15 protein-coding genes are annotated in these 20862 nt (G+C 61.5%); 8 read left to right on the plus strand and 7 right to left on the minus strand.

Annotation, left to right across the window (positions count from 1 at the left end; genetic code table 11):
- The first annotated feature begins 5 nt into the window (after positions 1 to 5).
- On the plus strand, positions 6 to 887 hold the full coding sequence (locus CAY35_RS08395; RefSeq protein ID WP_109304193.1) for a PHP domain-containing protein: 882 nt from the start codon (positions 6 to 8) through the stop codon (positions 885 to 887).
- Positions 888 to 938: 51 nt separating this feature from the next.
- Here CAY35_RS08395 and CAY35_RS08400 read toward each other — a convergent pair whose 3' ends face one another.
- The 3 genes from CAY35_RS08400 to CAY35_RS08410 all read right to left on the minus strand — a co-directional run bounded on the left by CAY35_RS08400 (position 939) and on the right by CAY35_RS08410 (position 3952).
- Positions 939 to 2573 carry a DEAD/DEAH box helicase gene (locus tag CAY35_RS08400; protein WP_109304172.1) on the minus strand — a complete coding sequence of 545 codons (1635 nt, stop codon included), beginning with the start codon at positions 2571 to 2573 and terminating at the stop codon, positions 939 to 941.
- A gap of 426 nt (positions 2574 to 2999) precedes the next feature.
- Positions 3000 to 3230, minus strand: a complete 231-nt coding sequence (locus CAY35_RS08405; RefSeq protein WP_109304173.1) for a DUF3107 domain-containing protein — start codon at positions 3228 to 3230, stop codon at positions 3000 to 3002.
- 95 nt (positions 3231 to 3325) lie between these two features.
- Complete coding sequence (locus CAY35_RS08410; RefSeq protein ID WP_181377533.1) at positions 3326 to 3952, minus strand: TetR/AcrR family transcriptional regulator; 627 nt, start codon at positions 3950 to 3952, stop codon at positions 3326 to 3328.
- A gap of 126 nt (positions 3953 to 4078) precedes the next feature.
- On the opposite strand from CAY35_RS08410, the gene CAY35_RS08415 reads away from it, so the two are divergent.
- The gene (locus tag CAY35_RS08415; protein ID WP_109304175.1) at positions 4079 to 4846 is read left to right on the plus strand and encodes a hypothetical protein; all 768 of its coding nucleotides are present in this window, start codon (positions 4079 to 4081) and stop codon (positions 4844 to 4846) included.
- Between the two features lie 18 nt (positions 4847 to 4864).
- On the opposite strand, the gene CAY35_RS08420 is transcribed toward CAY35_RS08415, so the two are convergent.
- Positions 4865 to 5587 carry a 3'-5' exonuclease gene (locus CAY35_RS08420; RefSeq protein ID WP_109304176.1) on the minus strand — a complete coding sequence of 241 codons (723 nt, stop codon included), beginning with the start codon at positions 5585 to 5587 and terminating at the stop codon, positions 4865 to 4867.
- Positions 5588 to 5737: 150 nt separating this feature from the next.
- Here CAY35_RS08420 and CAY35_RS08425 point away from each other — a divergent pair, with 150 nt between their 5' ends.
- The 3 genes from CAY35_RS08425 to CAY35_RS08435 are packed head-to-tail and all read left to right on the plus strand — an operon-like array spanning position 5738 to position 13055.
- Positions 5738 to 6190 carry an MGMT family protein gene (locus CAY35_RS08425; RefSeq protein WP_109304177.1) on the plus strand — a complete coding sequence of 151 codons (453 nt, stop codon included), beginning with the start codon at positions 5738 to 5740 and terminating at the stop codon, positions 6188 to 6190.
- On the plus strand, positions 6184 to 9444 hold the full coding sequence (locus tag CAY35_RS08430; RefSeq protein WP_109304178.1) for an ATP-dependent DNA helicase: 3261 nt from the start codon (positions 6184 to 6186) through the stop codon (positions 9442 to 9444). Before CAY35_RS08425 ends, CAY35_RS08430 begins: the two co-directional genes overlap by 7 nt.
- A complete protein-coding gene (locus CAY35_RS08435; protein ID WP_181377534.1) occupies positions 9441 to 13055 on the plus strand; it encodes an ATP-dependent DNA helicase in 3615 nt (1204 codons plus the stop codon). The genes CAY35_RS08430 and CAY35_RS08435 overlap by 4 nt, the downstream gene beginning before the upstream one ends.
- A gap of 28 nt (positions 13056 to 13083) precedes the next feature.
- On the opposite strand, the gene CAY35_RS08440 is transcribed toward CAY35_RS08435, so the two are convergent.
- Positions 13084 to 14319, minus strand: a complete 1236-nt coding sequence (locus tag CAY35_RS08440) for a phosphotransferase (protein WP_181377535.1) — start codon at positions 14317 to 14319, stop codon at positions 13084 to 13086.
- 106 nt (positions 14320 to 14425) lie between these two features.
- Between CAY35_RS08440 and nudC the strand changes: the two genes are divergently transcribed.
- Together nudC and CAY35_RS08450 are read left to right on the plus strand one after the other, a co-directional pair.
- On the plus strand, positions 14426 to 15352 hold the full coding sequence (nudC, locus tag CAY35_RS08445) for an NAD(+) diphosphatase (RefSeq protein ID WP_181377536.1): 927 nt from the start codon (positions 14426 to 14428) through the stop codon (positions 15350 to 15352).
- Positions 15345 to 17456, plus strand: a complete 2112-nt coding sequence (locus CAY35_RS08450) for an ATP-dependent DNA helicase UvrD2 (protein WP_258265713.1) — start codon at positions 15345 to 15347, stop codon at positions 17454 to 17456. Before nudC ends, CAY35_RS08450 begins: the two co-directional genes overlap by 8 nt.
- Here the strand turns inward: CAY35_RS08450 and CAY35_RS08455 are convergent.
- Positions 17444 to 18520, minus strand: a complete 1077-nt coding sequence (locus CAY35_RS08455) for a hypothetical protein (protein WP_181377537.1) — start codon at positions 18518 to 18520, stop codon at positions 17444 to 17446. The two genes, CAY35_RS08450 and CAY35_RS08455, sit on opposite strands and share 13 nt — an antisense overlap.
- A gap of 169 nt (positions 18521 to 18689) precedes the next feature.
- On the opposite strand from CAY35_RS08455, the gene CAY35_RS09635 reads away from it, so the two are divergent.
- Positions 18690 to 19292, plus strand: a complete 603-nt coding sequence (locus CAY35_RS09635; protein WP_181377538.1) for a M48 metallopeptidase family protein — start codon at positions 18690 to 18692, stop codon at positions 19290 to 19292.
- Between the two features lie 3 nt (positions 19293 to 19295).
- Here CAY35_RS09635 and CAY35_RS08465 read toward each other — a convergent pair whose 3' ends face one another.
- Positions 19296 to 20843 (minus strand): zinc-dependent metalloprotease, encoded by a 1548-nt coding sequence (locus tag CAY35_RS08465; protein WP_181377539.1) that lies wholly within the window; start codon positions 20841 to 20843, stop codon positions 19296 to 19298.
- Positions 20844 to 20862: the final 19 nt, after the last annotated feature.

Raw genomic sequence — 20862 nt, forward strand, 5'->3', positions numbered from 1 at the left:
GGTTCATGCGCATCGATCTTCACACTCATTCGTGGGTTTCCGACGGCACCGAATCCCCACAATACGTCATCAAACAGGCCCACCAGGCTGGCCTGGACATCGTGGCTCTCACGGATCACGATGCGGTTGACGGCTGGGACGCGGCCCGCTCAGCCGCGCTCGAGCTGGGTATGGGCTGGGTTGGCGGCATCGAGATCAGCTGCCGAGTCCCGGATACCGGAGTCACGGTGCACATGCTCGCTTACATGCCGGACCCTGAGGATGCCGCACTTGTGGCCGCGATGGCTGATCAGCGTGATTCCCGCGTGGTGCGAGCCCAGATGATCGTTGAACGGCTCGGAGTAGACTTCCCGATCACATGGGAAGACGTCCTCGCGCAAACATCCGACGGCGCGACGATCGGCCGCCCGCACATCGCCGATGCGCTCGTGGCCGCCAACATCGTCCCGGACCGTAGCGCCGCATTCGCTGACATGCTCTCGAGCAAGAGCCGCTACTACGTTGACCAGCCCGCGCCAAGCCCCGTTGCTGCGGTCGAGATGATCCGCGCCGCCGGGGGAGCACCGGTCATGGCACACCCCGCCGCACCCGCACGCGGCCGCGTGATCCGCCACGCCGATCTCGAAGACTGCGTCGACGCCGGGCTTGCTGGCGTTGAAATCTATCACCGCGACAACAACGAAACTGGCCGCGCATGGCTCCACGACGTGGCCCGCGAACGCGACCTCATCATCACCGGCTCCTCTGACTATCACGGCACCGGAAAACCGAACCGGCTCGGTGAAAACCTCACCGAGCCGGAACAGCTACAAAAAATCCTCGCGCAAGCCGCATCCCACAACCGCAGCGCCTACACGGCCGGGCTACCGGCAGAATGGCTACGCTGAGTTAGCAGGAGCCGCTGAGTTAGTAGGCGCGGCTAGGGGAGCTACCTAACCTTACTCAGCGCCCTCGCCCGAACGAGTCCGGCGACGCTGGCGGCCACCCGAACGGCGGCGCGAACGGCCCTCGCCACGCGAACGTTGCGATCCAGACTCAGCTGAGCCCGCATCGGACGCTGAACCACGCTGACCCTTATCAGCCTGCGCGCCCTTGCCCTGCTGTGAGCCCTGCCGCGAAGCATCCGAGCCGTCACCAGAACGCGTACGACGACGCTGACGGCCACCGCGTCCAGAACCGGAACGCTCGCCACGGCCACCGCGCTCGCCGCCTCGCTCACCACGGCCACGTCCGCCACGTCCACCACGGCCACCGGAACGGCCGCCGCGAGACTTACGCGAATCAGGGCCACCGAGGTCCTCAACGCGTTCGGCATCCAGGCCAGCCAAAACGCGCTTATCGCGAGGCAAACGGCCCTTCGTGCCCTTCGGAATGTTCAAGTCCTCGAACAAGTGAGGCGAGGACGAATAGGTTTCGCGAGGCTCCTCATAATCGAGGCCCAAAGCCTTATTGATGAGACCCCAGCGAGGAACATCCTCCCAGTCCACGAACGTGATCGCCGTACCCTTCTGGCCAGCGCGGCCCGTACGGCCCACGCGGTGCAGATACGTCTTCTCATCATCCGGGCAGTGCAGGTTGATCACGTGCGTGACGTCCTCAACATCGATACCGCGAGCAGCAACGTCCGTCGCAACCAGCACATCGACCTTGTTATTACGGAACGCACGCAGCGCCTGCTCACGAGCACCCTGCCCCAAATCACCGTGCAGAGCGCCCGCCGCAAACCCGCGGTCCATGAGCTCCTCAGCCATCCGAGCAGCTTGACGCTTAGTCCGCGTGAAAATAATCGTGCGGCCACGGCCCTCAGCCTGCAGCACGCGAGCAACAACCTCGTCCTTATCCAACTGGTGCGCACGGTACACCAACTGGCGGATGTCCTTCTTCGTGATGTTCTCAGAATCATCCGGGCTCGACGCGCGGATATGCGTCGGCTTCGACATGTAGCGGCGCGCCATCGAAATAACAGGGCCAGGCATCGTCGCAGAGAACAACATGGTCTGGCGGACCTCAGGAACAGCCGCAATCAGACGCTCAACATCCGGGAGGAACCCCAGATCCAGCATCTCGTCAGCCTCATCCAAAACAACAATCCGCACCGCAGACAAATTCAAGTGACGCTGACGATTCAAGTCAATCAAACGGCCGGGGGTGCCAACCACCACGTCGACACCCTTAGCCAACTGCTCAATCTGCGGCTCATACGCGCGGCCACCATAAATCGTGGCGATACGCACCGAACGCTTCGACGCAGCCAACGTCAGATCATCCGCAACCTGAACCGCCAGCTCACGCGTAGGCGCAACAATCAAAGCCTGCGGGGCACCCGGATGCGGCAAATCCTCATAACCATCCTCACCCGGAGCAACAACACGCTGCAGGGCAGGAATACCAAAACCGAGGGTCTTACCCGTACCGGTCTGCGCCTGGCCAATAATGTCATGGCCAGCCAAAGCAACAGGCAACGTCATCGCCTGAATAGGGAACGGATGCTCAATACCCTTGGAAGCCAGAGCCTCAACAATGCGAGCATCCACATCAAAATCAGCAAAAGTCTGCTGAGTGGTTTCAGTCATTCAATTCTCTCTCGTAAGCCTCAACATCGCGGAGCTACAACCACACCGCGGCGCTACAACCTCAGTAGCGGCCGCACACAATGGCTGCCGGTGAACCAACGCGATTCCGCTCCACACGCAGAACCCGCGAAACAATCCACACTCAACAGCAGGTCGAGGCGGGCCGGGGGATAGCCGATCGCACGAAAACGTGGAGAAAAATACTGACAACGCAGCAACGTACTGAACAACACAAACGCGACCGGGCGTCCCAGGTACCCCTCCAGTCTATGGCATAGCGCGGGGACAACAGGGATGACGACGGCGAAACGGTTGCCGCTGCCACGATGCGGAACATGCTGCCGCCGGGAACGCCAGTGGGGTGGAAGGCCGCAACGGCCTTCCACCCCACTGAAACGAAAACTACTGAGCTAAAACTGCTAGCGCCTACTTGGCCTGGTGAGCGAAACCAACAGGGCCTGGGCGGCGACCATCGAAATCAACATATGCAATCGAGTCGCCCGGAACAGCGATCTTGCGGCCCTTAACGCCGGTCAGCTGCAACAGCGAACCGTTCTTGACGGCCTCTTCAACCTGAGCAACCACATCGTCATAGCTGGCATCAGTTTCCAGGCCAACCTCGCGAGCCACATGCTTCACACCAATACGGATTTCCATCAGAAGAACCTTTCGCCTCAAACCCACAGCCACACCAAAGTGGCCGTGAGCGCCGTAAAACCCACCCCATCTGAAGTGGGTTGCGTACTTGCTGACTACGTTACGGCATCGGTGCCCGCGGAGTCCTCCAAATAGCCATCAATTCCGCGCCAAGCTAAGCGCCACACCAACTCGCACGCACGCTCGCGCGTCATCTCCTCAGGCTTGAGCTGCCACAAACCTGCGGCACGTTCCGCCGCCGCCGTCACAGTGAGGCCCACATAGGTTGCCTCAAACGAATCCAACGACGTGTAAATCGCGAGCTTCTCACCAATCTCATGGCCGATCGTGTCGCGGAACTTCCTCAAACGCCGCGAAATCGTGGTGTCATGAGACAAATCAGACTCAAACACGAGCTCATGCGCAGAACCCTCGCGCGCCACGAAATTGAAGTACGCCTCAACGGTTGAGCGAACCATCGTGAACGGGTCATCAGACGAGTTCAACGCCTCACGCACCGTGACCACGAGGCTAGCGAGCTCATTCTCAAGCAACGCACTGTACAGATCCAGCTTGCTCGGGAAGTGCTGATACAAAACCGGTTTGGAAACCCCCGCGTTCTCCGCGATCAGATCCATCGAAGCCGCAAAATAGCCGTGCTTAGAGAATGTACGTTGTGCAACGCTCATCAACTGTGCACGGCGTTCGTCTCGAGGCATTCGGCGCGCAGGCTGAGACACCATAGAAACATCCTTCCGCCCCGGGGCAGGTACTGCATGAGTCGCAACCAATGTACCGGAGGAATGTATTAACTGCATTAGAAAGCGCCCAGCAAGGCTTGTGTGCTCGCGGCGTGGGATCATGAGCCCATGAAGAAAAACGAGGATCTGGACACCGAGCGTCAGCGTCACGGCGACGCCCGAGACGCGCTCATTTCGCTCGGAACCGGCGGTGGTGCGGGAGCTGATGGTGAGTTCACGCGCTCAGCCGCTACGACCATCGACGGCCTTGAAACCGGGGTTCGCATCCTCACCGCCACGCGTTTGCGGCAGGCGCAACTACAGATTGCGCGGCCCGATGCGCGGGTTGCATTGTGTGTGCCCGATGCAGGCGAAAGCGAGCTGGATGCCTTGAAGCGTGCGGGCGGTGAGCAAGGTGTGCAGTGGGCTGTCATGAGCCTGCACGATGCTGTCGAGGCTGGCCTGGGTGGCTTGGTCGCTGAGGCTATTGATGTTGGCGTGCTCATGCCTGCGCCGCTCCAGGCCGCTCCGGCCGGTTGGAGTATTGAAAGCGCGCGAGAGCGAGAACATGACAACCAACTCACAACCGACGATGTGCTGCTTGCGTGCGAAGCCGCCGTCGCTGAGTGCTTGGACGGGAACGTGAAGGCACCCGTCGGGTGCCTCGCAACCGGAACTGAAGTGCCGGCTGGCGGTGCCACAGGGGCAGGTACCGCAGGTGCAGGTACCGCAGTCCGCGTGGCCGTCAACGCCCTCGTAACCAACGGAGCACGCACGCTCCGGCAACGAGCCGCGGGCCGCATCGAAATCCAGGGCGTGGGAACCCTGACCCAGGCGGAAGAACTGGGCCGGCGTGCCGCGCAAGCGCTACTGGACGCAGGAGCGGCCGGCCTCTAACCCAGCCTCTAGCCCCGACTAATCCCGCGACGTGAACGTGAGCGGCCAGCTCCCGTCAACGCGGGCCGTCGGGTTCTTGCGCCGCAAGAAATCCTGGAAGTTCGCGGCCCACTCCTGGTGCCATTGAACCTGCTGCGAATGCAAAAGCAACGGATCGATCTGAACTTCGGCAGGGTAGCGGCGGGCAATCTCATCGGCCACACCCACGGCGGCGAGTGCATCCGCATCGGCCGAGTGAGCGTTATGCAACGGGACGTTATAGAACTCGCTCATGACGGTCAGGGTTCGCTTGCCGCGGCGGAAGCGGTCCAGTTTGCGGTCCAGGACCAGCGGGTCGATGACCGGGCTCGCGTTGATGGTTTCGACCCCGTGGCGCTGGGCCTCCGCGTGGAGAACCGTGAAGTCATAGGGAGCGTTGAACGCGATCACCGGCATGGTCTGGAACAGCTGCGACAACAGTTCCGAGATCTCACGTGTGGCTTCTTGAGGGTCGCGGCCGTTGGCCTGGACATCGGCGTCGCTGATGCCGTGGATCTCCGTGGTCTCCGGCGGGATAGACACGCCCGGGTTCACAAGCCAGTTATGCGACTGCATAAGCTCAGCCTTGCCGTTGATAATGCTGATGTTCGCGGACACGATGCGGGCCTCGCGGGGATTCGCGGACGTCGTTTCAAGGTCGAATGCCGCCCGCGGAAGTTCATGCCATGGGTACGGTGCGTTCTCGCCGGTGTGTGAGGTCATGTATCTAACCTACCTGGAGTGCTGTCTTGGTCGGGGGTCAGGGGAGGGGCTCAGGGCTTAGTTCCAGGGTGATTTTCAGGGGTGATTTTCAAACTGTCAGACCCCTATGATGCAGTGTAAATACAGGCGGAGCGCGGATAGGAGGTCGCGATGAGCGAGGCGCATGAAGGCAGTTCGTATGAGCGCGGCGCGAATGACTATCGCGTTCTGTTGTCTGCCGCCGGCCGTCGCGATCCGGAGGTAGTGGATGAGGCAGTGTTCCGGGTCCTGGAAGCGTGCCCTGCTGGCAAGGTGGTCGCGTATGGAACAGTAGCGGCATGGCTCGGGCTTTCGAACGCCCGGCGCGCGGCGGCAGCGATGCGCAACGCGCCCGAAGGCATCCCGTGGTGGCGACACGTGCGGACTGACGGTGGCCTGATCCCTGAACTACTAGAGCGGGCTCAGAAACACTGGGATACTGAGGGCACCCCATACGGTGCACGCGGGGTGAACAAAGCTGCGTTTTGGGTTCCGGATGATCGCGAATGGAGCGAACTGCGGGCTCAGACCGCTCAGATTGAAGCTTTGGTTGCAAGTGATGTGGCGGAGGAACCGGGATGCTAGAACAAGACCCACGTGACGTTCCGGAATGGGTAGAGATCCCGGAGCATGTAAAGAAACCGGGCTGTGGGCCCCGCGTAGTCCTAGGGGAGCCGGGAACAGGGAAGACCGAGCTCGCTTTGAGCCTCATGGTTCACAGGCTCCGTGAAGGCATGGATGCGACCGCCGGCATCATCCTGGTCCCTAACCGCGCCGCAGCTAACAGGTTGCGCGATCAGCTAGCGCTACGGAGCAACATCACGTTCTCCGCACCCGTGATCCGAACCTTCTCCGGGTTCGCGTATGACCTGCTTTCACGAGCCTGGGAAGCAGGGGCTCTTCCGGGTGTAGCAACGGCACCGAGACTCTTGAGCGGCGCCGAGCAAGACACACTCATCGAAGAACTGCTGGATGGCCACCAGAAAAATGGTGGAGGGCCCGCCTGGCCGGAATCGTTAGGGGATGCTCCTCGAACTCGAGGCTTCCGTGGCGAACTGCGCGAGTTCATGGACCGCGCAGACGAATTCAGTGCAAGCACGGAAGAAATCCTTGGCGCTGGACGTGAACTGGATATCCCAGAATGGGAGGCCGCGGCGCAATTCCTCCAAGAGTTCCGTGACGTCGCGAGCCTGCAGCACGCAGAAGCGTTCGCACCAGCTGAGCTCACGATGCAGGCGATCGCAGTCCTGGAATCAGACACCGAGTTCGCCGAGAAGTTCTTAGCTGGCCTCGAGCTTGTGATTGTGGATGATGCCCAAGAAGCGACCCCATCACAACACCGCCTCATCAACTTGTTGATGCAAACACCATCGAACGCCGGTGCGCGAGACGTGATCGCACTGGCATGCCCCGATACCGTCGTTCAAGGTTTTCGCGGTGCCCGGGCAGACCTCGTCGACGAACTCATGGCGGCTGCAAAGCAACACACTGGCGATCATGCCGTGACGGTGCTTGAAACCCCTACGAGGATGAGCCGCGGCATCCACAGCGTCTACCGTGCCATCGTGAACCGGCTACCCGCGATCGGCGCCGACGCCCTACGGCAATCGCACGAAGCAAGCTTCGACGCAACGGCCGATATTTCACTAGTCTCGAGCGTTGCCGACGAACACCGTTTGGTCGCGCGCCACGTGATCGACGCCCACCTGCTCAGAGCCGTTCCACACGAAGAGATCGCGGTCATCGCCCGCAACCAGGAACACGTTTCCCGGCTAGCGCGTGCGCTCGAACTCAACGGCATCGCGACCGAACTGCCACCAGCGTCACGGCCGCTCAAAGAAGAACCCGCGGTAGCGCCGCTCCTTGAAATGGTTCGCATGGCATTACTCCGAGCTGAAGTTGGGCCTCGGAATGCAAGCCGTGAAGCAAACAAGGTCAACGCGGCGCGCGCAGCGACCGTGGAACGGCTCCTGCTGGGTCGCTACGGTGCCGTGACGAGCATCGACATCCGCCGGATCCGCCAAGACCTGCTCGGCCATGACCGGCTCGTGAACGCCCACCTGTACAACAAGGAAGACGGCACTGGCCTCAAACCGCCGACGAGCGACGAGCTACTCGGAAACCTGTTGGATGCCGACTACACCGAAGAGGAGTATCAGCGCTGGGGCTCCGCAGGTTATGCAGCGTTGCGACTCAAAGGGATGATCACCGCAACCCGGGAACACCTTGAGGGCCCAACAACGCCAGCAACCGTACTGTGGTCGCTATGGGAGAACGCCCGCATGGCCGAAGCCTGGCGCGACACCGCGCTCTCCGGCACGAGCCTGCGTTCAAGCCGGGCACACCGAGACCTCGACGCCGTCATGGCGCTCTTCCAAGCCGCCGAAAGATTCGCGGAACAGAACCCGAAAGGTTCCGTAATACGGTTCATCGAAAGCCTCGAAGACCACGACATCCCCATGGACTCCCTGGCCCAGCGAGGCGCATCCAGCGGACGAGTCAAAGTACTCACCCCCGCCGCTGCTGCTGGAACCGAATACAACACGGTCATCATCGCCGGCCTCCAAGAAGGCGTTTGGCCTTCCACTGGGCTTCGCGGACAACTGTTGCGGTCACAGGACCTCGCGGCCGTGCTGGAATACGGGCCGGCAACACTCCACAGCAACACCGTGGCCGACAAGCTCAAAGCAGTACGTGCCGACGAGCTACGCCAGCTCGCATCGGCTGTCTCTCGTGCCCGCGAACAGCTCTACGTCACGGCCGTCATGGACCAAGACATCACACCTTCTACCTTCATCGATGCGATGCGGGGCCCACACGCGGACCGCCTTAAACCTATCGAGGTTCCACGACCAGCAACCCTGGCCTCCCTCGTCGCTATGCTGCGCCGCACCGCAGAAGCAGGGGACAACGCACAGCTCATCGACGACGCCGCAACTGTGCTGGGTTTCCTCAGCACCAGCGAAGAACCCGTCCGCGGCGCGGCACCAGAAGAATGGTGGGGGCTAGCACCACTCAGCTCGGAAAACCCCGTCACCGCCCCCGGGTACGAGATCAAAGTCTCCGGATCCAAAGTGGAAGACGCCATCGAACGCCCACAAACCTGGTTCATGCGTGCCTCCGGGGGAGTCAAGCCCACCGATTTCGCGCGCTCACTCGGTACGCTCATCCACGCCATCGCAGAACGCTTCCCAGAAGCCGACTTCGACTCCATGAAGCACGCACTCAGCAGTGAGTGGGAAAAGCTCTCCTTCGAATCAGAGTGGGAAAGCCAACGTGAACACGAACGAGCAGAGCAGATGCTTCATAAATTCAGCTCGTACGTCGCCGACCAACCACGGCCATCCGCGAAAGAAGAACACGGATTCAAGGTCCCTCTGCCGCCTGCTGAAGGCGAGCGGAATCCAATCTCGATCAGCGGCTCCATCGACCGCATCGACATGACCGAAGACGGACGGCCTGTCATAACCGACCTCAAAACCGGGAAATATCCGCCAACCCACGAAGCTGTCAAAACCAACGACCAGCTACGCACCTACCAGCTCGCAGTCATCCACGGAGCGCTCAACGACATCGAACAGATCCCTGAGGAGCACCGAAACTCCCCAGCCGCGGGACTCATCGTTGGACTGGGAAGCGGCGACAAGTACTCGCTACGGCGCCAAGAAAGCATCGTAGAAACCAACCACGTGCAGGACGCGGAACAGAGGGTCCGCGAAGCCGCAGCCATCATGTCCGCCGCAGACTTCCTTGCCCGGCACCTGCCCGGTGGTTTCCCTTGCGCAAACCCAGGAACATGCCCACTCTGCTCCTCTGGAAGGCAGGTCACACACCCATGAGCGCCGAAAAATACACGCCAAGCCAACTTGCCGAAATCCTCGGAGCCTTCGAACCAACCAGCGAACAAGCCGAGGTCATCGCCGCGGACATGTCGCCACTGCTCGTAGTAGCGGGCGCGGGGTCAGGCAAAACAGCAACCATGACCGACCGCGTCCTGTGGCTTGTCGCGAACCAGAAAGTCCAGCCCGAAGGGATCCTAGGGCTCACTTTCACTCGCAAAGCCGCCGGTGAGCTGGCCGAACGCGTACGAGGCCGCCTCGAAGACCTCCGCCGCTCCACTGGCGAAGAGATCGAAAGCCTCCAAAGCGGACTGAGCCCAGAAATCTCGACCTATCACTCGTTCGCGCAATCACTCGTGCGCGATCACGGGATGCGTATCGGGATCGAACCGGACGCGAAACTCATTGACGAGGCACAGCAGTGGATGCTCATGAACCGCGTCGCTAACAGCTACGACGGCGACCTGAGCCAAGTAACCGGAGCCAAGGCAACCCTCGTTCAAGCTGCTCTGGAATATTCAAGTCAGGCTGCCGAACACCTCGTCGAACCAGCCGAAACCATCGACTGGCTAATGGAACACGCCGACCGCATCGAGGAACTACCCTTCGGCCCCACAGGGAAAACAAAACGGCCGAGCCCACTCATCGACCTCCTGCGCGTCAAAGCAGTCATCGCCGACCTCGCTGGGCGCTACCAAACCCTCAAGCGTGAACAGTCGCTGCTCGACTTCGGTGACCTCATCAAACACGCCGTAACGCTGGCAGGTTTTCCGGACATCGCGGCAGCGTACAAAGAACGTTTCCCCGTGGTGCTCCTCGACGAATTCCAGGACACCTCCCACGCACAAATGGGGCTGTTCCACCGACTCTTCGGCAACGGCAACCACTGCATCACCGCGGTCGGCGACCCCAACCAAGCTATTTACTCATTCCGCGGAGCCTCAGCAGGACAGCTCGAATCCTTCAAACACCGGTTCAGCAAAATCGATGATGACGGATCCCGCATACCTGCACCGCAGATGGAGCTCACCATCGCGTGGCGCAACGGACACAGCATCCTCGACGCCGCGAACCACATCTCGAGCCCTCTGCGCGGGAAACATTCCAGCGCCCGGCAACCCGCAAACGAGATCACCCTGCCGCAGCAGGGGACCCTCGACGTCTCACCGCTGCGTGCGCACGAACACGCAGAACAAGCAGAAGTTCGCCTCGCTTCCTACCTCCTGGAACGTGACGAAGCAGAAGCGCTCGCCCACACCATCCAGCAAGAACGCAACAACTATTACGCGAATAAGGGCGAATGGCCGAGCGTCGCAGTGCTCACACGCGTCCGCTCCAACCAAGAAACCTACGCAGAAGCGTTGCGCGAACTCGGGATTCCCGTCGAAGTCGTTGGGCTCAAAGGGCTAACAGAAACCCCCGAAATCCAAGACATCATCGCAACCCTCACCGCGATCAACGACCCCGGCCGGTCAGACGCCCTCATGCGGCTACTAGCCGGTGCGCGCTGGAGGATCGGCCCCGCCGACCTCATGGCACTCAACGACTACGCCGAGTACCGCGCGAAACGACGTGCCTACGCGATCCAGAATCAGGTCCCAGCCGACTTCGAATCCGAAGACGGGACGCTCGACAGCGACCGCGGATACGCATCCGATACCGGCGAGATCGTTGAAAGTGCAAGCCTCATCGAAGCGCTCCACAACCTCCCGAAACCCGGGTGGGTATCCAAATCTGGCCGCTCACTCAGCGAAGCCTCCCACCAGCGCCTCACCCGTCTCAAAGATGAACTGACCTATCTGCGGTCCATGGCTAACGAGGACCTTCCTACGCTGGTGACCGAAATTGAACGAGCTCTAGGCCTCGACATCGAACTGCTCGCCCGTCCGTACGCTCAGGAAGCGAGCGCACGCCGGCACGTCGACGCGTTCATGGACATCGTCGTGACATTCGACGAGGCCCAAGAAACACCAGACCTCACCGCATTCCTCGAATGGCTCAACATCGCAATCGAACACGGAGGCGGCTTCGAGCAAGCACCCGAACCCGCAACCGATGGAACCGTGCAAATCCTGACCGTCCACGGATCTAAGGGCCTCGAATGGGACATCGTCGCCCTACCCGGGATGCGTGAAGGCGACTTCCCGACAGGTCGCCTCACCAACTGGGTGAAAAATGCCGGAGAATTCCCGTGGCCACTGCGAGGCGACCGTGAAGGTCTACCGCAATTCACTGCGCTAGAAGACCCATCGCAGTGGGTGGATAACCAACAAGACCTCACCGACCTTAACGAGATCGCCTCCACCAGACGGAAGAAAAAAGAAGGCTTCCCGGAATATAAGGCCGCCCTCATTGACCACACGGTCAACGAAGAACGTCGCCTCGCCTACGTTGGTGTGACGCGCGCCCGGGATCTGGTTCTGTGCAGCACCAGCCGGTTCAAAAGCACCAATAAGAAGCCCGTCGAACCATCGCAGTTCCTGACAGAACTCACCGAGATGGCGGTCGGCGAACCAACGGTCTCCAACATCGTGGTTTCTAGAACCCTCACCCAAGAAGAGGAAAACGCTGAAGCGAACCCAGAATCCAGCACGGTAGTCGAAGCCGCGTGGCCCTACGACCCGCTCGAAGGCCCCACGATCCGCTACATCCAACCCGAACCTCCCGCCGGCAGCCTGCCCGATGGGGAACAGGGATCCGCAGAACAGGATCTGCGGAATCTTGAGGAACCACACGAAGCATCCAGCCAGGTTCAGCGTGTGGTCCCCGCGCCGGCGGCCGGGCGTCGTGCCGCGGTTGAAGCGGCTGCCGACCAAGTGCGTGCCGCCGCAGCGAGACTCGAAGCCGAAGGTGTGATTGGCGAGACCCTCGCTGAACATATGCACACAGATGCTGGCCGCGAATGGGCTCACGAAGCGCACCTGTTGCTTCTCGAACGTGCCGCCGCCAACCAACAAGAAACGTGGAAACCAAGCCACGTCCGGGCATCGCTACTCGTTGAAGCGGGACAAGACCAAGTAGACGCGGTCCGCAACTTGATCCGGCCCGTCCCACACCGTCCAGGGATCGCGGCCCAACAGGGGACCGAGTTCCACGAATGGGTCGAAGAACACTTCAACAAGGCATCCGGATTCGGCCTAGACGACCAACTCATAGCTGACCACGACGTCTACGAAGACGCCGACGACTCCGCGACCCTGGACGCCCTCAAAGAAGGGTTCCTCGCTTCCGAATGGGCAGACCGCACCCCATACCAGGTGGAAGCTCCGATCGAAACAGCGATCGCCGGAGTCAGCGTCCGCGGATTCATCGACGCCGTCTACAAAGACGGAGACGGCTGGCTACTCGTCGACTGGAAGACAGGCCGCGTCCCTTCGAGTAAAGAACTACCCGCGAAAGCCCGACAGCTCGCTGTCTACAGGCTCGCATGGTCACGCCTCACCGGAACACCAATCGAGAAAATCAAAACCGCGTTCTACTACGTAGGCCACGGAACCACGATCTGGCCCGACGAAGACCAGCTCGCAACCGAAACCGAACTCGAAACCGCTCTGAACGATGTCGTCAACCAGGGGGGTAGTGAACCAGGGGGAGTGAACTCGGAACTATGAACCCGGAACTATGAACTCGGAGGAGGAACTACGACTGTTCCTTGGAATCCTTGGTGTCTTTAGATTCCTTGGGGTCCGTTGCGTCCTCATCTGAGTCAACGACGGGGATAGCAGTCGTATCGAGATCCTCAATCGCGGCCTCTGAACCAGCGACGGCATCCGGTTCAGTGGTGTCAGACTCAGCGACTTCAGACTCAGCGGTGTCTTCGGAATCAGCCGCTTCCTCAGCTTCGCGTGCGGCTTCCTCTTCGCGCTGCCGTTGCTCTTCTTCGCGTTGCCGTTGCTCCTCCTCAAGACGCAGACGCTCGGCTTCCTCAGCGGCACGCCGCTGCTCCTCCTCGTAACTCTGAACAGCCAAAATGTTCTCGTTCAGCTGCTGCAACGAAGCCTCCGCCTGATCAATCTGAGCCTGATCAGCGTGAGTCAACGCACCAGAAAGCCACGACGCCAACGCAAACTCAGCAGCCAACATCGCGCGGTTACGCAAATCATCGTCACCGAGCTGGCCGCGGGCCTCAGCGTACGCATCGAAAATCGCGTCCACAGTGTCAGGGTTCTCAATACCCAAAACCCACGCCAAATCAGCCGCAGGGTCACCAACCCGCAATGCCGACCAACCAGTGACACCCTGCAGCCGGCCATCATTGATGAACAAACGTTCCTCGTGCAGATCGCCGTGAACCACAGTGGTGTTGAACTTCCACCACGCAACGTTCTCCATCATCTCTTCCCACCGGCGCAAAAGCTCCGGCGGGACCTTACCCGACTCCGCGACGTGGTCGAGCTGCGACAACATGCCGCGGCGAACATCCTCCGCCTCAAAAACAGGAAGCCCAGAAGCCTCAACCAGGTCATGCTTGAGCGCGTGAATCGCGGCGATCGCCCGCCCGATCTCCCGTGCGAGCTCCCGCCCCTGCTCAGTTTCGAGTTCCTGCAAATCGAGCACGTGCCCAACCAAGTGGTGGTACACGAAAGTGCGTAGCTGCCCTTGAACCACAGTTCCCGCGATCGTGGGCACGGAGAACGGCAACGTTGCGCGTGCCGCCGCGGTGAGCGTGTTGAGTGCGCTCTGTTCGGTCTCGAGTTTCATGCTCGCGTCGACGTGGCGGGGGCTGGTGACGCGCCACCGTTTGCCTTTGGAGTCCACGATGAGCGCGGAGTCGAAGTCAGCCGAGTCTTCCGGGAGGCGCCCGGCCTGCACGGCGGAAAGCCCGGGGACGGCGGCTGTTGCGATAGCGGCGAGGTCGAAGGTACTGCGTTTCACCCTCATAACGTTACGTGGTTATGGCTCGGTTTGCTTGTCTGAAGACACCCTGAGGGTGCAACTGGTTTTTGCTGGATGCGCGGCGTGCACCGGTTACGGTAGTTGTATGTCTTTTGCGTCGGTTCCGTTCTCGGGCTTCGGGTGGGATCGCGGTGGTATGGACCGTCGCGATCAAGCGTGGCTTGAATCTGCTTTGAGTGACTCTGCAACCCGGGTTGTGGTGGTTGACCGCAGTTCGGTGCTGGTCGAAGGGCATGAACTCGCACCGCTGACGGTGGGTGATCTCCCTGCTGACGATGCGGTTGTTGCGTGGCCGGATGCCGTGTGGCTTGGTCGTGTCGATGGCGAAACGTGGGTTGCGGTGCCGGCTTCGGCCGGCGTCGAAGCCGCGCTGCGTGACGGTGTGGCGTGGGCTGATGTCCGTCAGGTTGCGGCGGGTATGTCGGCGCAAGATGCTGCGTTGGCGGCTACCTCTGTGGCGATCACGGCTTGGAACGCTGCGAATGTTTTTTGTGCGCGGTGCGGGCAGTGGATGCGTCCGATCGATGCTGGTTGGGTGCGAGTGTGCAACGAAGGCCATGAGGAGTTCCTGAGGCTTGATCCTGCCGTAATTGTGCGGATCACGGATGAGGCAGACCGCGTTCTGGTGGGGCATAACGCGGCGTGGGAGCCTGGCCGTTACTCGATTTTCGCGGGTTTCGTTGAACCGGGGGAGTCGTTTGAGGGCGCCGTGCGGCGTGAGATGCGTGAAGAGGTCGGCCTGGATCTCACGGACATCACGTATATGGGTTCCCAGCCGTGGCCGTTTCCTCGTTCGCTGATGGTGGGTTTCACGGCGAAAGCCGCTTCGACTGCCGTGGTGACTCAGCCCGATGAGATTGATGAGGCGCGCTGGTTGAGCCGAGATGAGTTGCGTGCCGCGGTGGCTGATGGCTCGGTGCGTTTGCCGGGTCCGTCCTCGATTTCGTATGCGTTGCTGGCTGATTGGTTTGGTGGAGCGTTGCCTGTGAGGGAGGCTGTTGGGCGTGCGTAATCCGAGCCCTGAGGAGATTTTGGCTGGCCTGGATGCGGAGCAACACGAGGTTGCTTCGAATGTCCATGGGCCGATGGCGGTGATCGCTGGCGCGGGGACGGGTAAGACTCGCGCTATTACGCACCGGATTGCGTATGGGGTGGCGTCGGGTGCGTATGTTCCGAATCAGGTCATGGCGGTGACGTTCACGGCGCGTGCTGCGGCGGAGATGCGTGCGCGTTTGCGTGCTTTGGGTGCCCACGGGGTGCAGGCGCATACGTTCCACGCGGCTGCGTTGCGGCAGTTGCAGTATTTCTGGCCGCAGGCTGTGGGTGGGCAGCCTCCGGCGTTGGTGGATCATAAGGCTCCGCTGGTGATGGAGGCGGCTCGGCGTCTGCGGATTTCGGCGGATCGCGCCGCCGTGCGGGACATCGCGGGTGAAATTGAGTGGGCGAAGGTTTCGATGTTGACGCCGGAAGCGTATGCGTCGCCGGCCTTGAATCGCCCGCCGGTTGCGAGCCTCGATCATCAGGCTTTGGCTCGCTTGTATGCGCTGTATGAGGAGGGCAAGACTGACCGCGGGATGATCGACTTCGAGGATGTTCTGCTGTTGACGGTGGGCATTCTTGAAGATGACGAGCGGATCGCGGCGCAGGTCCGGAGCCAGTACCGCCATTTCACGGTGGATGAGTATCAGGATGTTTCGCCGCTTCAGCAGCGGCTTTTGGATGCGTGGTTGGGTTCCCGCGCTGATGTGTGTGTTGTTGGGGACCCTTCGCAGACTATTTATTCTTTTACGGGCGCTACGCCGCGGTTTTTGTTGGAGTTCCGGCAGAAGTACCCGGAGGCTCGCGAGGTCCGTTTGGTGCGGGATTATCGTTCGACTCCGCAGGTGGTTTCGGTTGCGAACCGTTTGCTTGCGAACCGGAGGGTTGAGCGTGGCTTGGGGCAGCGTGGGGCGGTGTGGCCGGAGCCGTTGGAGTTGATTGCTCAGCGGGATGCCGGCCCTAAGCCTGAGTTCCATGAGGCCGCGGATGACGATGCGGAAGCTGAGTTCATTGCGGAGCGCATCAGCCAGTTGCATGAGGCCGATGGGGTCGCTCTGAAGGACATCGCGGTTTTGTTCCGCACGAACGGGCAGTCTGAAGCGTTCGAACGTGCGCTGAATGCCCGCGGGATTAGTTTCCAGTTGCGGGGTGCGGAGCGTTTCTTCAAGCGTTCTGAGGTCTTGCAGGCGATGGCACAGATCCGTACGGCGGCGCGTCAGTCCCCGAAGGATCCGGCGCCGGGGCTGGTGCGGGATGTTCTGAGCTCGCTGGGATGGACGGCGAAAGCCCCGCAGGCTACGGGTGCGGTGCGTGACCGGTGGGAGTCGTTGTCGGCTCTGGTTTCGTTGGCGGACGGTATGGACGCCGCGTTGGGCGAGGGCGAGCGGATCACTATGAAGCAGTTCGCGGATGAGTTGATGGAGCGCGCTCAGACCGCGCATGTTCCGCAGCTTGAGGGCGTTACCCTCGCTTCTTTGCACTCTTCGAAGGGTCTTGAATGGGACACGGTGTTCCTTGCGGGGATGACTGAAGGGCTCATGCCGATTTCGTTCGCCGAGGACCAGGCCGGCGTGGATGAGGAACGCCGCTTGATGTATGTGGGCGTTACGCGCGCTCAGCGTCGGCTGATTGTTTCGTGGGCGCTATCCCGTACGGCTGGTGGGCGCGGGCGCCGCCGGCGTACACGATTTTTGGATGGGATCGCTCCGTCCTCGCACGGTGCCGCGGCTTCCGAAGCGGTGTCGCGGCAGGCTCCGCGCAGGCCGGTGAGCGTCATGCGGTGCCGGGAGTGCGATGGTTTGCTGACCACCGCGACGGAACGCAAGCTCCGTCGGTGTGATGACTGCGCCCCAGAGATCGATCAGAGCCTGTATGAGTCCCTGCGTGAGTGGCGCACGGAGACGGCGCGGGAGATCGGCATGCCGGCGTTCGTGGTGTTGACGGATGCGACGTTGCTTGCGCTCGCCGAGTCGATGCCTGCGGGGCCGGAGGATTTGTTGAAGGTGCCGGGTATTGGGGCTGCGAAGATGCGCCGTCACGGTGAGGACATTCTGTCGGTTTTGTCTCAGTTCCGCTGACTGCTCCGTTGATCCTCGCAATGGCACGTCGCTGGCTGGTAGGTCACGGCTGAGGTTTCGGTGTCGATACTGATGCTGTGGTCGGCGCTGGGTGGCGGTGTACGCCGGTCGATGATGTGGAGCGCGTGTTGGACGGCGATGGCCGCCGCAACGCACGCTTGAGCGGTTTCTGGTGCGCTGAGGTGCGGACTGCTGAGTTCGGTGCGATCTTCTCGCAGTGGCCACGTGGTGGTGACGCATTCGCCGCAGGTCAGCGGCGAGCGTTCGTCGATGCCGGGGCTTTGGATGAATGGACCGATGCGTGCGTGGTCGTGGGCGAGGATGACGGGGAGCACCGGTACATCGAAGGCCGATAACTGGCTGAGCTCGTCCGGGCTGAGGCCGTCGTTGCGTACGTAAATCACGGCGTCGAGGCAGTGTGTCACATGACTGAGTTCGAGCGCTCCGATCACGGCGGTGTGGGGGTGGATGCGTTCGATGTGCCGTTGCAACGCGGTGGTGCGGTTGAGCCCTAGTTCGGTGATCCGTAGGGGTGTGGTTCCTAGGTCCCAGGGCTGTACGCGTTGGGTGTCTCCACTGAGGATCCGGCCGATCCCAGCGGCGGCGAGCCCGAACGCGATGTTCATTCCGCACCGGTCCAGCCCGTCGATCCATACGCTGCGGTGGTGACGCGAATAGGCGCCGGGTTTTTCTGTCCGCTCCGCGTCAGGTAGGTGCGGGGCGCGGTGGTAGCGGGCGTCGTTGGCGATCCGTTCACCGAGCAGCCCTGGTACAGGTAGCTCACTCGTATCGGTTTGGATGAGGTGTTCGATGTCGGTGAGGATTCCGCGGCGCCGTTGCGCTGTCGCTGCATCTGGCGAAGATAGTTGCGCATAGGGACGCTCGGGGAGCGTTGTGAGGAGCTGTTTGAGCCATGCGAGGTCTTCGGGCCGCACACCGGTGATGTGGGTTGCGTGGCAGCCGTCGCCAAAAGTGACGCGGCCGTCGGGGTATGCGAATACTCGGGCTCCGGGGGCGAGTACGTGTTGTTCTTCGTGTGTTTCAGCGACTGGTAGCGCGGTCATGTGTCCTCCGCTTATGTGGGGTTCTTGCAGTGAGGTGTCGTGTGGTTATCGTGGCATTTTCAGCGCGGTCACTGCTTTGTTATCCACAATTTCGGATGTCCACAGCGCACGTGTGCGGCGCATCGACAACAATGGGATGAGAACCCCCGTCGACCATTGGAGTTGCATTGTGAAAAGCGAGCAACGCATCACCGTAGACGACCAGCCTGTTCTGGTGCGCCGCTCGTCGCGGCGCTGGAAAACCGTGAGTGCGCGGTGGGAAGGCGGCGTTATGTGCCTTGCGGTTCCGGCAACGCTGAGTGATAAGCAAGTTGAATCGTGGGCGCGCAAGATGCGCAAGCGGCTTGGAAGCAAGCCTTCGGCGGCTCGCTCGGATGAGGCGCTGATGCGGCGCGCTGAAGAGATCTCTCACGAGGTGTTCGATGGCCGGGGCGTCCCGAGCTCGATTCGCTGGGTTACGAATCAACGGATGCGGTGGGGATCGGCGACGTTGTCTACCGGCGCGGTGCGAATTTCACATCTGCTTGAGCAGATGCCGCAGTGGGTCATCGATTACGTCATTGGGCACGAAATGGCGCACCTGATTGTGCCCAAAGATGGGCACGGCAAACGGTTCAAGGCGCTCGAGAGCAAGATTCCGCGTGCAGCGGAGGCTAAAGCGTTTCTTGACGGTGTTGTGTGGGCCCGCCGGCTTGGCGGGGACGAAGCCGGCGGGGTGGATCCCAACGGGGATGAACCCGCCGGAGATGAACCCGGCGGGGAACAGGTTTAAGCCCTACTTATCGGATGCGTCGCCGCTCGGTCCGTTGCTGTTTGGCTCGTCGCCGCTCGGTCCGTCGCCGTCGGTATCGCTGCCGCCGCTGCTAGACCCGCCGCCGTCAAGCCACGCGTTCATCGCGGCTTCGAAGTCTTCGTCGGACGCGTCGAGTAGCGCGCGGCGCTCGAAGTAGCCGGTTGGGTCATCGAGATCTTCGGCTGTCGGGAGGTTCGCGAGGTCAGCCCACGCTTCGTCGCGAGCCTGGTCGCCGCGCTCCTGCGTGATGAACTCCCACACAGCGGATGCATCACGGGCGCGACGCGGGCGCAACTCCAAACCAACCAGCCCCGCGAAAGCGAGTTCCTTAGGGCCACCGGTTGCGCGGCGTCGGCGGATCATTTCACGCAATGCCGGCGCTGACGGCAAACGCTGAGCAGCCTTCGTCACCACAGCATCAACCCAGCCTTCAATCAGAGCGAGCGTGGTCTCGAGCCGCGCGAGCGCCGCTTCTTGCTGAGGAGTCTTGGTTGGCTCCAACATCCCGGAGCTCAAAACCTCCTGGAACGAGGACGGATCGAACGGATCGATCCCGTCCAGCTGCTCGTGGATCGCCGAAGTGTTCATGCTGATGCCCTCAGCGAAGTCCTTCACGAGCCCCACCACGTGGTCTTCGAGCCACTCAACCGAGTTGAACAGGCGCACGGTCGCCGCTTCACGCAACGCAAGATACAGCAGGACTTCAAGATATGGCTGCGCCAGGCCCTCGCCGAAAGCCTTCGCGTTCGCGGGAACCAAAGTGAAACCGCGGCCCGCCATCGGAAGGCCAACGTCGGTTCCACCGATAGCCTCCGACGCCATCGTGCCTACAGCTTGGCCGAGCTGCGCACCGAACATCGTGGAACCCATCGACGTCAGGAATGAACCCGCCTGCCCCAGCAGTGCGCGAGCTTCCTCCGGCATCTGGTCGTTGAGTGACTGGCTCACGGCTTCAGAAGCACGGTGAGCCACAGGTTCGGTGAGGCGCTGCCAGCCCGGGAGCGTCTTCTTGATCCATTCGCCACGGCTCAGAACCTGCGGCTGCTCGGCAGGCGACTCGAATGAGGTGACTTCGTTGAGCCACAGGTCAGCCAAGTGTGCGGCTTCTTCGACGTCGTGGCGTTCCTCTCCGGTGACCTTCGGGTCATCGCTGCCCAGAACCTGCTGAGCCGACTCGGTCGCGATGCTCCAGTTCACGGGGCCCCCAGAGCCGCCCTGAGCCAGCGCCCCAAACAAGTGCTGCAGCTGGCCAAAGATCGCGTTGAAGTCCGGTTGCTGACGGTGATCGTCATCGTCGTCGCCGGAACCCATGCCAGCACCCATGCCTGGGCCCATATGCATTGAGAAACCCTGCGGGCCAGCGCCACCGAAAAGCTGGTTGAACATCTGACTTAGCGGGTCGCTCGGGCCGTTACCGTTGTCAGCGCCACCGTTGCCGGCGCCGTTTCCTGCACCATTGTCAGCGCCGTTGTTCTCGGCGTTGTCGTGGTTGTCGCGGTCGTCGTCGTGTGAGCGTGGATCGTCAGCCATACTCTTACGGTACCTGGCC

This window comes from Pseudoglutamicibacter cumminsii (assembly GCF_003143995.1).
Taxonomy (GTDB): Bacteria; Actinomycetota; Actinomycetes; order Actinomycetales; family Micrococcaceae; genus Pseudoglutamicibacter; species Pseudoglutamicibacter cumminsii_B.

Bases quoted from the DNA above. Each gene is read 5' to 3' on its own strand.
- CAY35_RS08395 (WP_109304193.1), top strand. From the start codon at position 6: ATGCGCATCGATCTTCACACTCATTCGTGGGTTTCCGACGGCACCGAA.
- CAY35_RS08400 (WP_109304172.1), bottom strand. From the start codon at position 2,573: ATGACTGAAACCACTCAGCAGACTTTTGCTGATTTTGATGTGGATGCT.
- CAY35_RS08405 (WP_109304173.1), bottom strand. From the start codon at position 3,230: ATGGAAATCCGTATTGGTGTGAAGCATGTGGCTCGCGAGGTTGGCCTG.
- CAY35_RS08410 (WP_181377533.1), bottom strand. From the start codon at position 3,952: ATGGTGTCTCAGCCTGCGCGCCGAATGCCTCGAGACGAACGCCGTGCA.
- CAY35_RS08415 (WP_109304175.1), top strand. From the start codon at position 4,079: ATGAAGAAAAACGAGGATCTGGACACCGAGCGTCAGCGTCACGGCGAC.
- CAY35_RS08420 (WP_109304176.1), bottom strand. From the start codon at position 5,587: ATGACCTCACACACCGGCGAGAACGCACCGTACCCATGGCATGAACTT.
- CAY35_RS08425 (WP_109304177.1), top strand. From the start codon at position 5,738: ATGAGCGAGGCGCATGAAGGCAGTTCGTATGAGCGCGGCGCGAATGAC.
- CAY35_RS08430 (WP_109304178.1), top strand. From the start codon at position 6,184: ATGCTAGAACAAGACCCACGTGACGTTCCGGAATGGGTAGAGATCCCG.
- CAY35_RS08435 (WP_181377534.1), top strand. From the start codon at position 9,441: ATGAGCGCCGAAAAATACACGCCAAGCCAACTTGCCGAAATCCTCGGA.
- nudC (WP_181377536.1), top strand. From the start codon at position 14,426: ATGTCTTTTGCGTCGGTTCCGTTCTCGGGCTTCGGGTGGGATCGCGGT.
- CAY35_RS08455 (WP_181377537.1), bottom strand. From the start codon at position 18,520: ATGACCGCGCTACCAGTCGCTGAAACACACGAAGAACAACACGTACTC.
- CAY35_RS08465 (WP_181377539.1), bottom strand. From the start codon at position 20,843: ATGGCTGACGATCCACGCTCACACGACGACGACCGCGACAACCACGAC.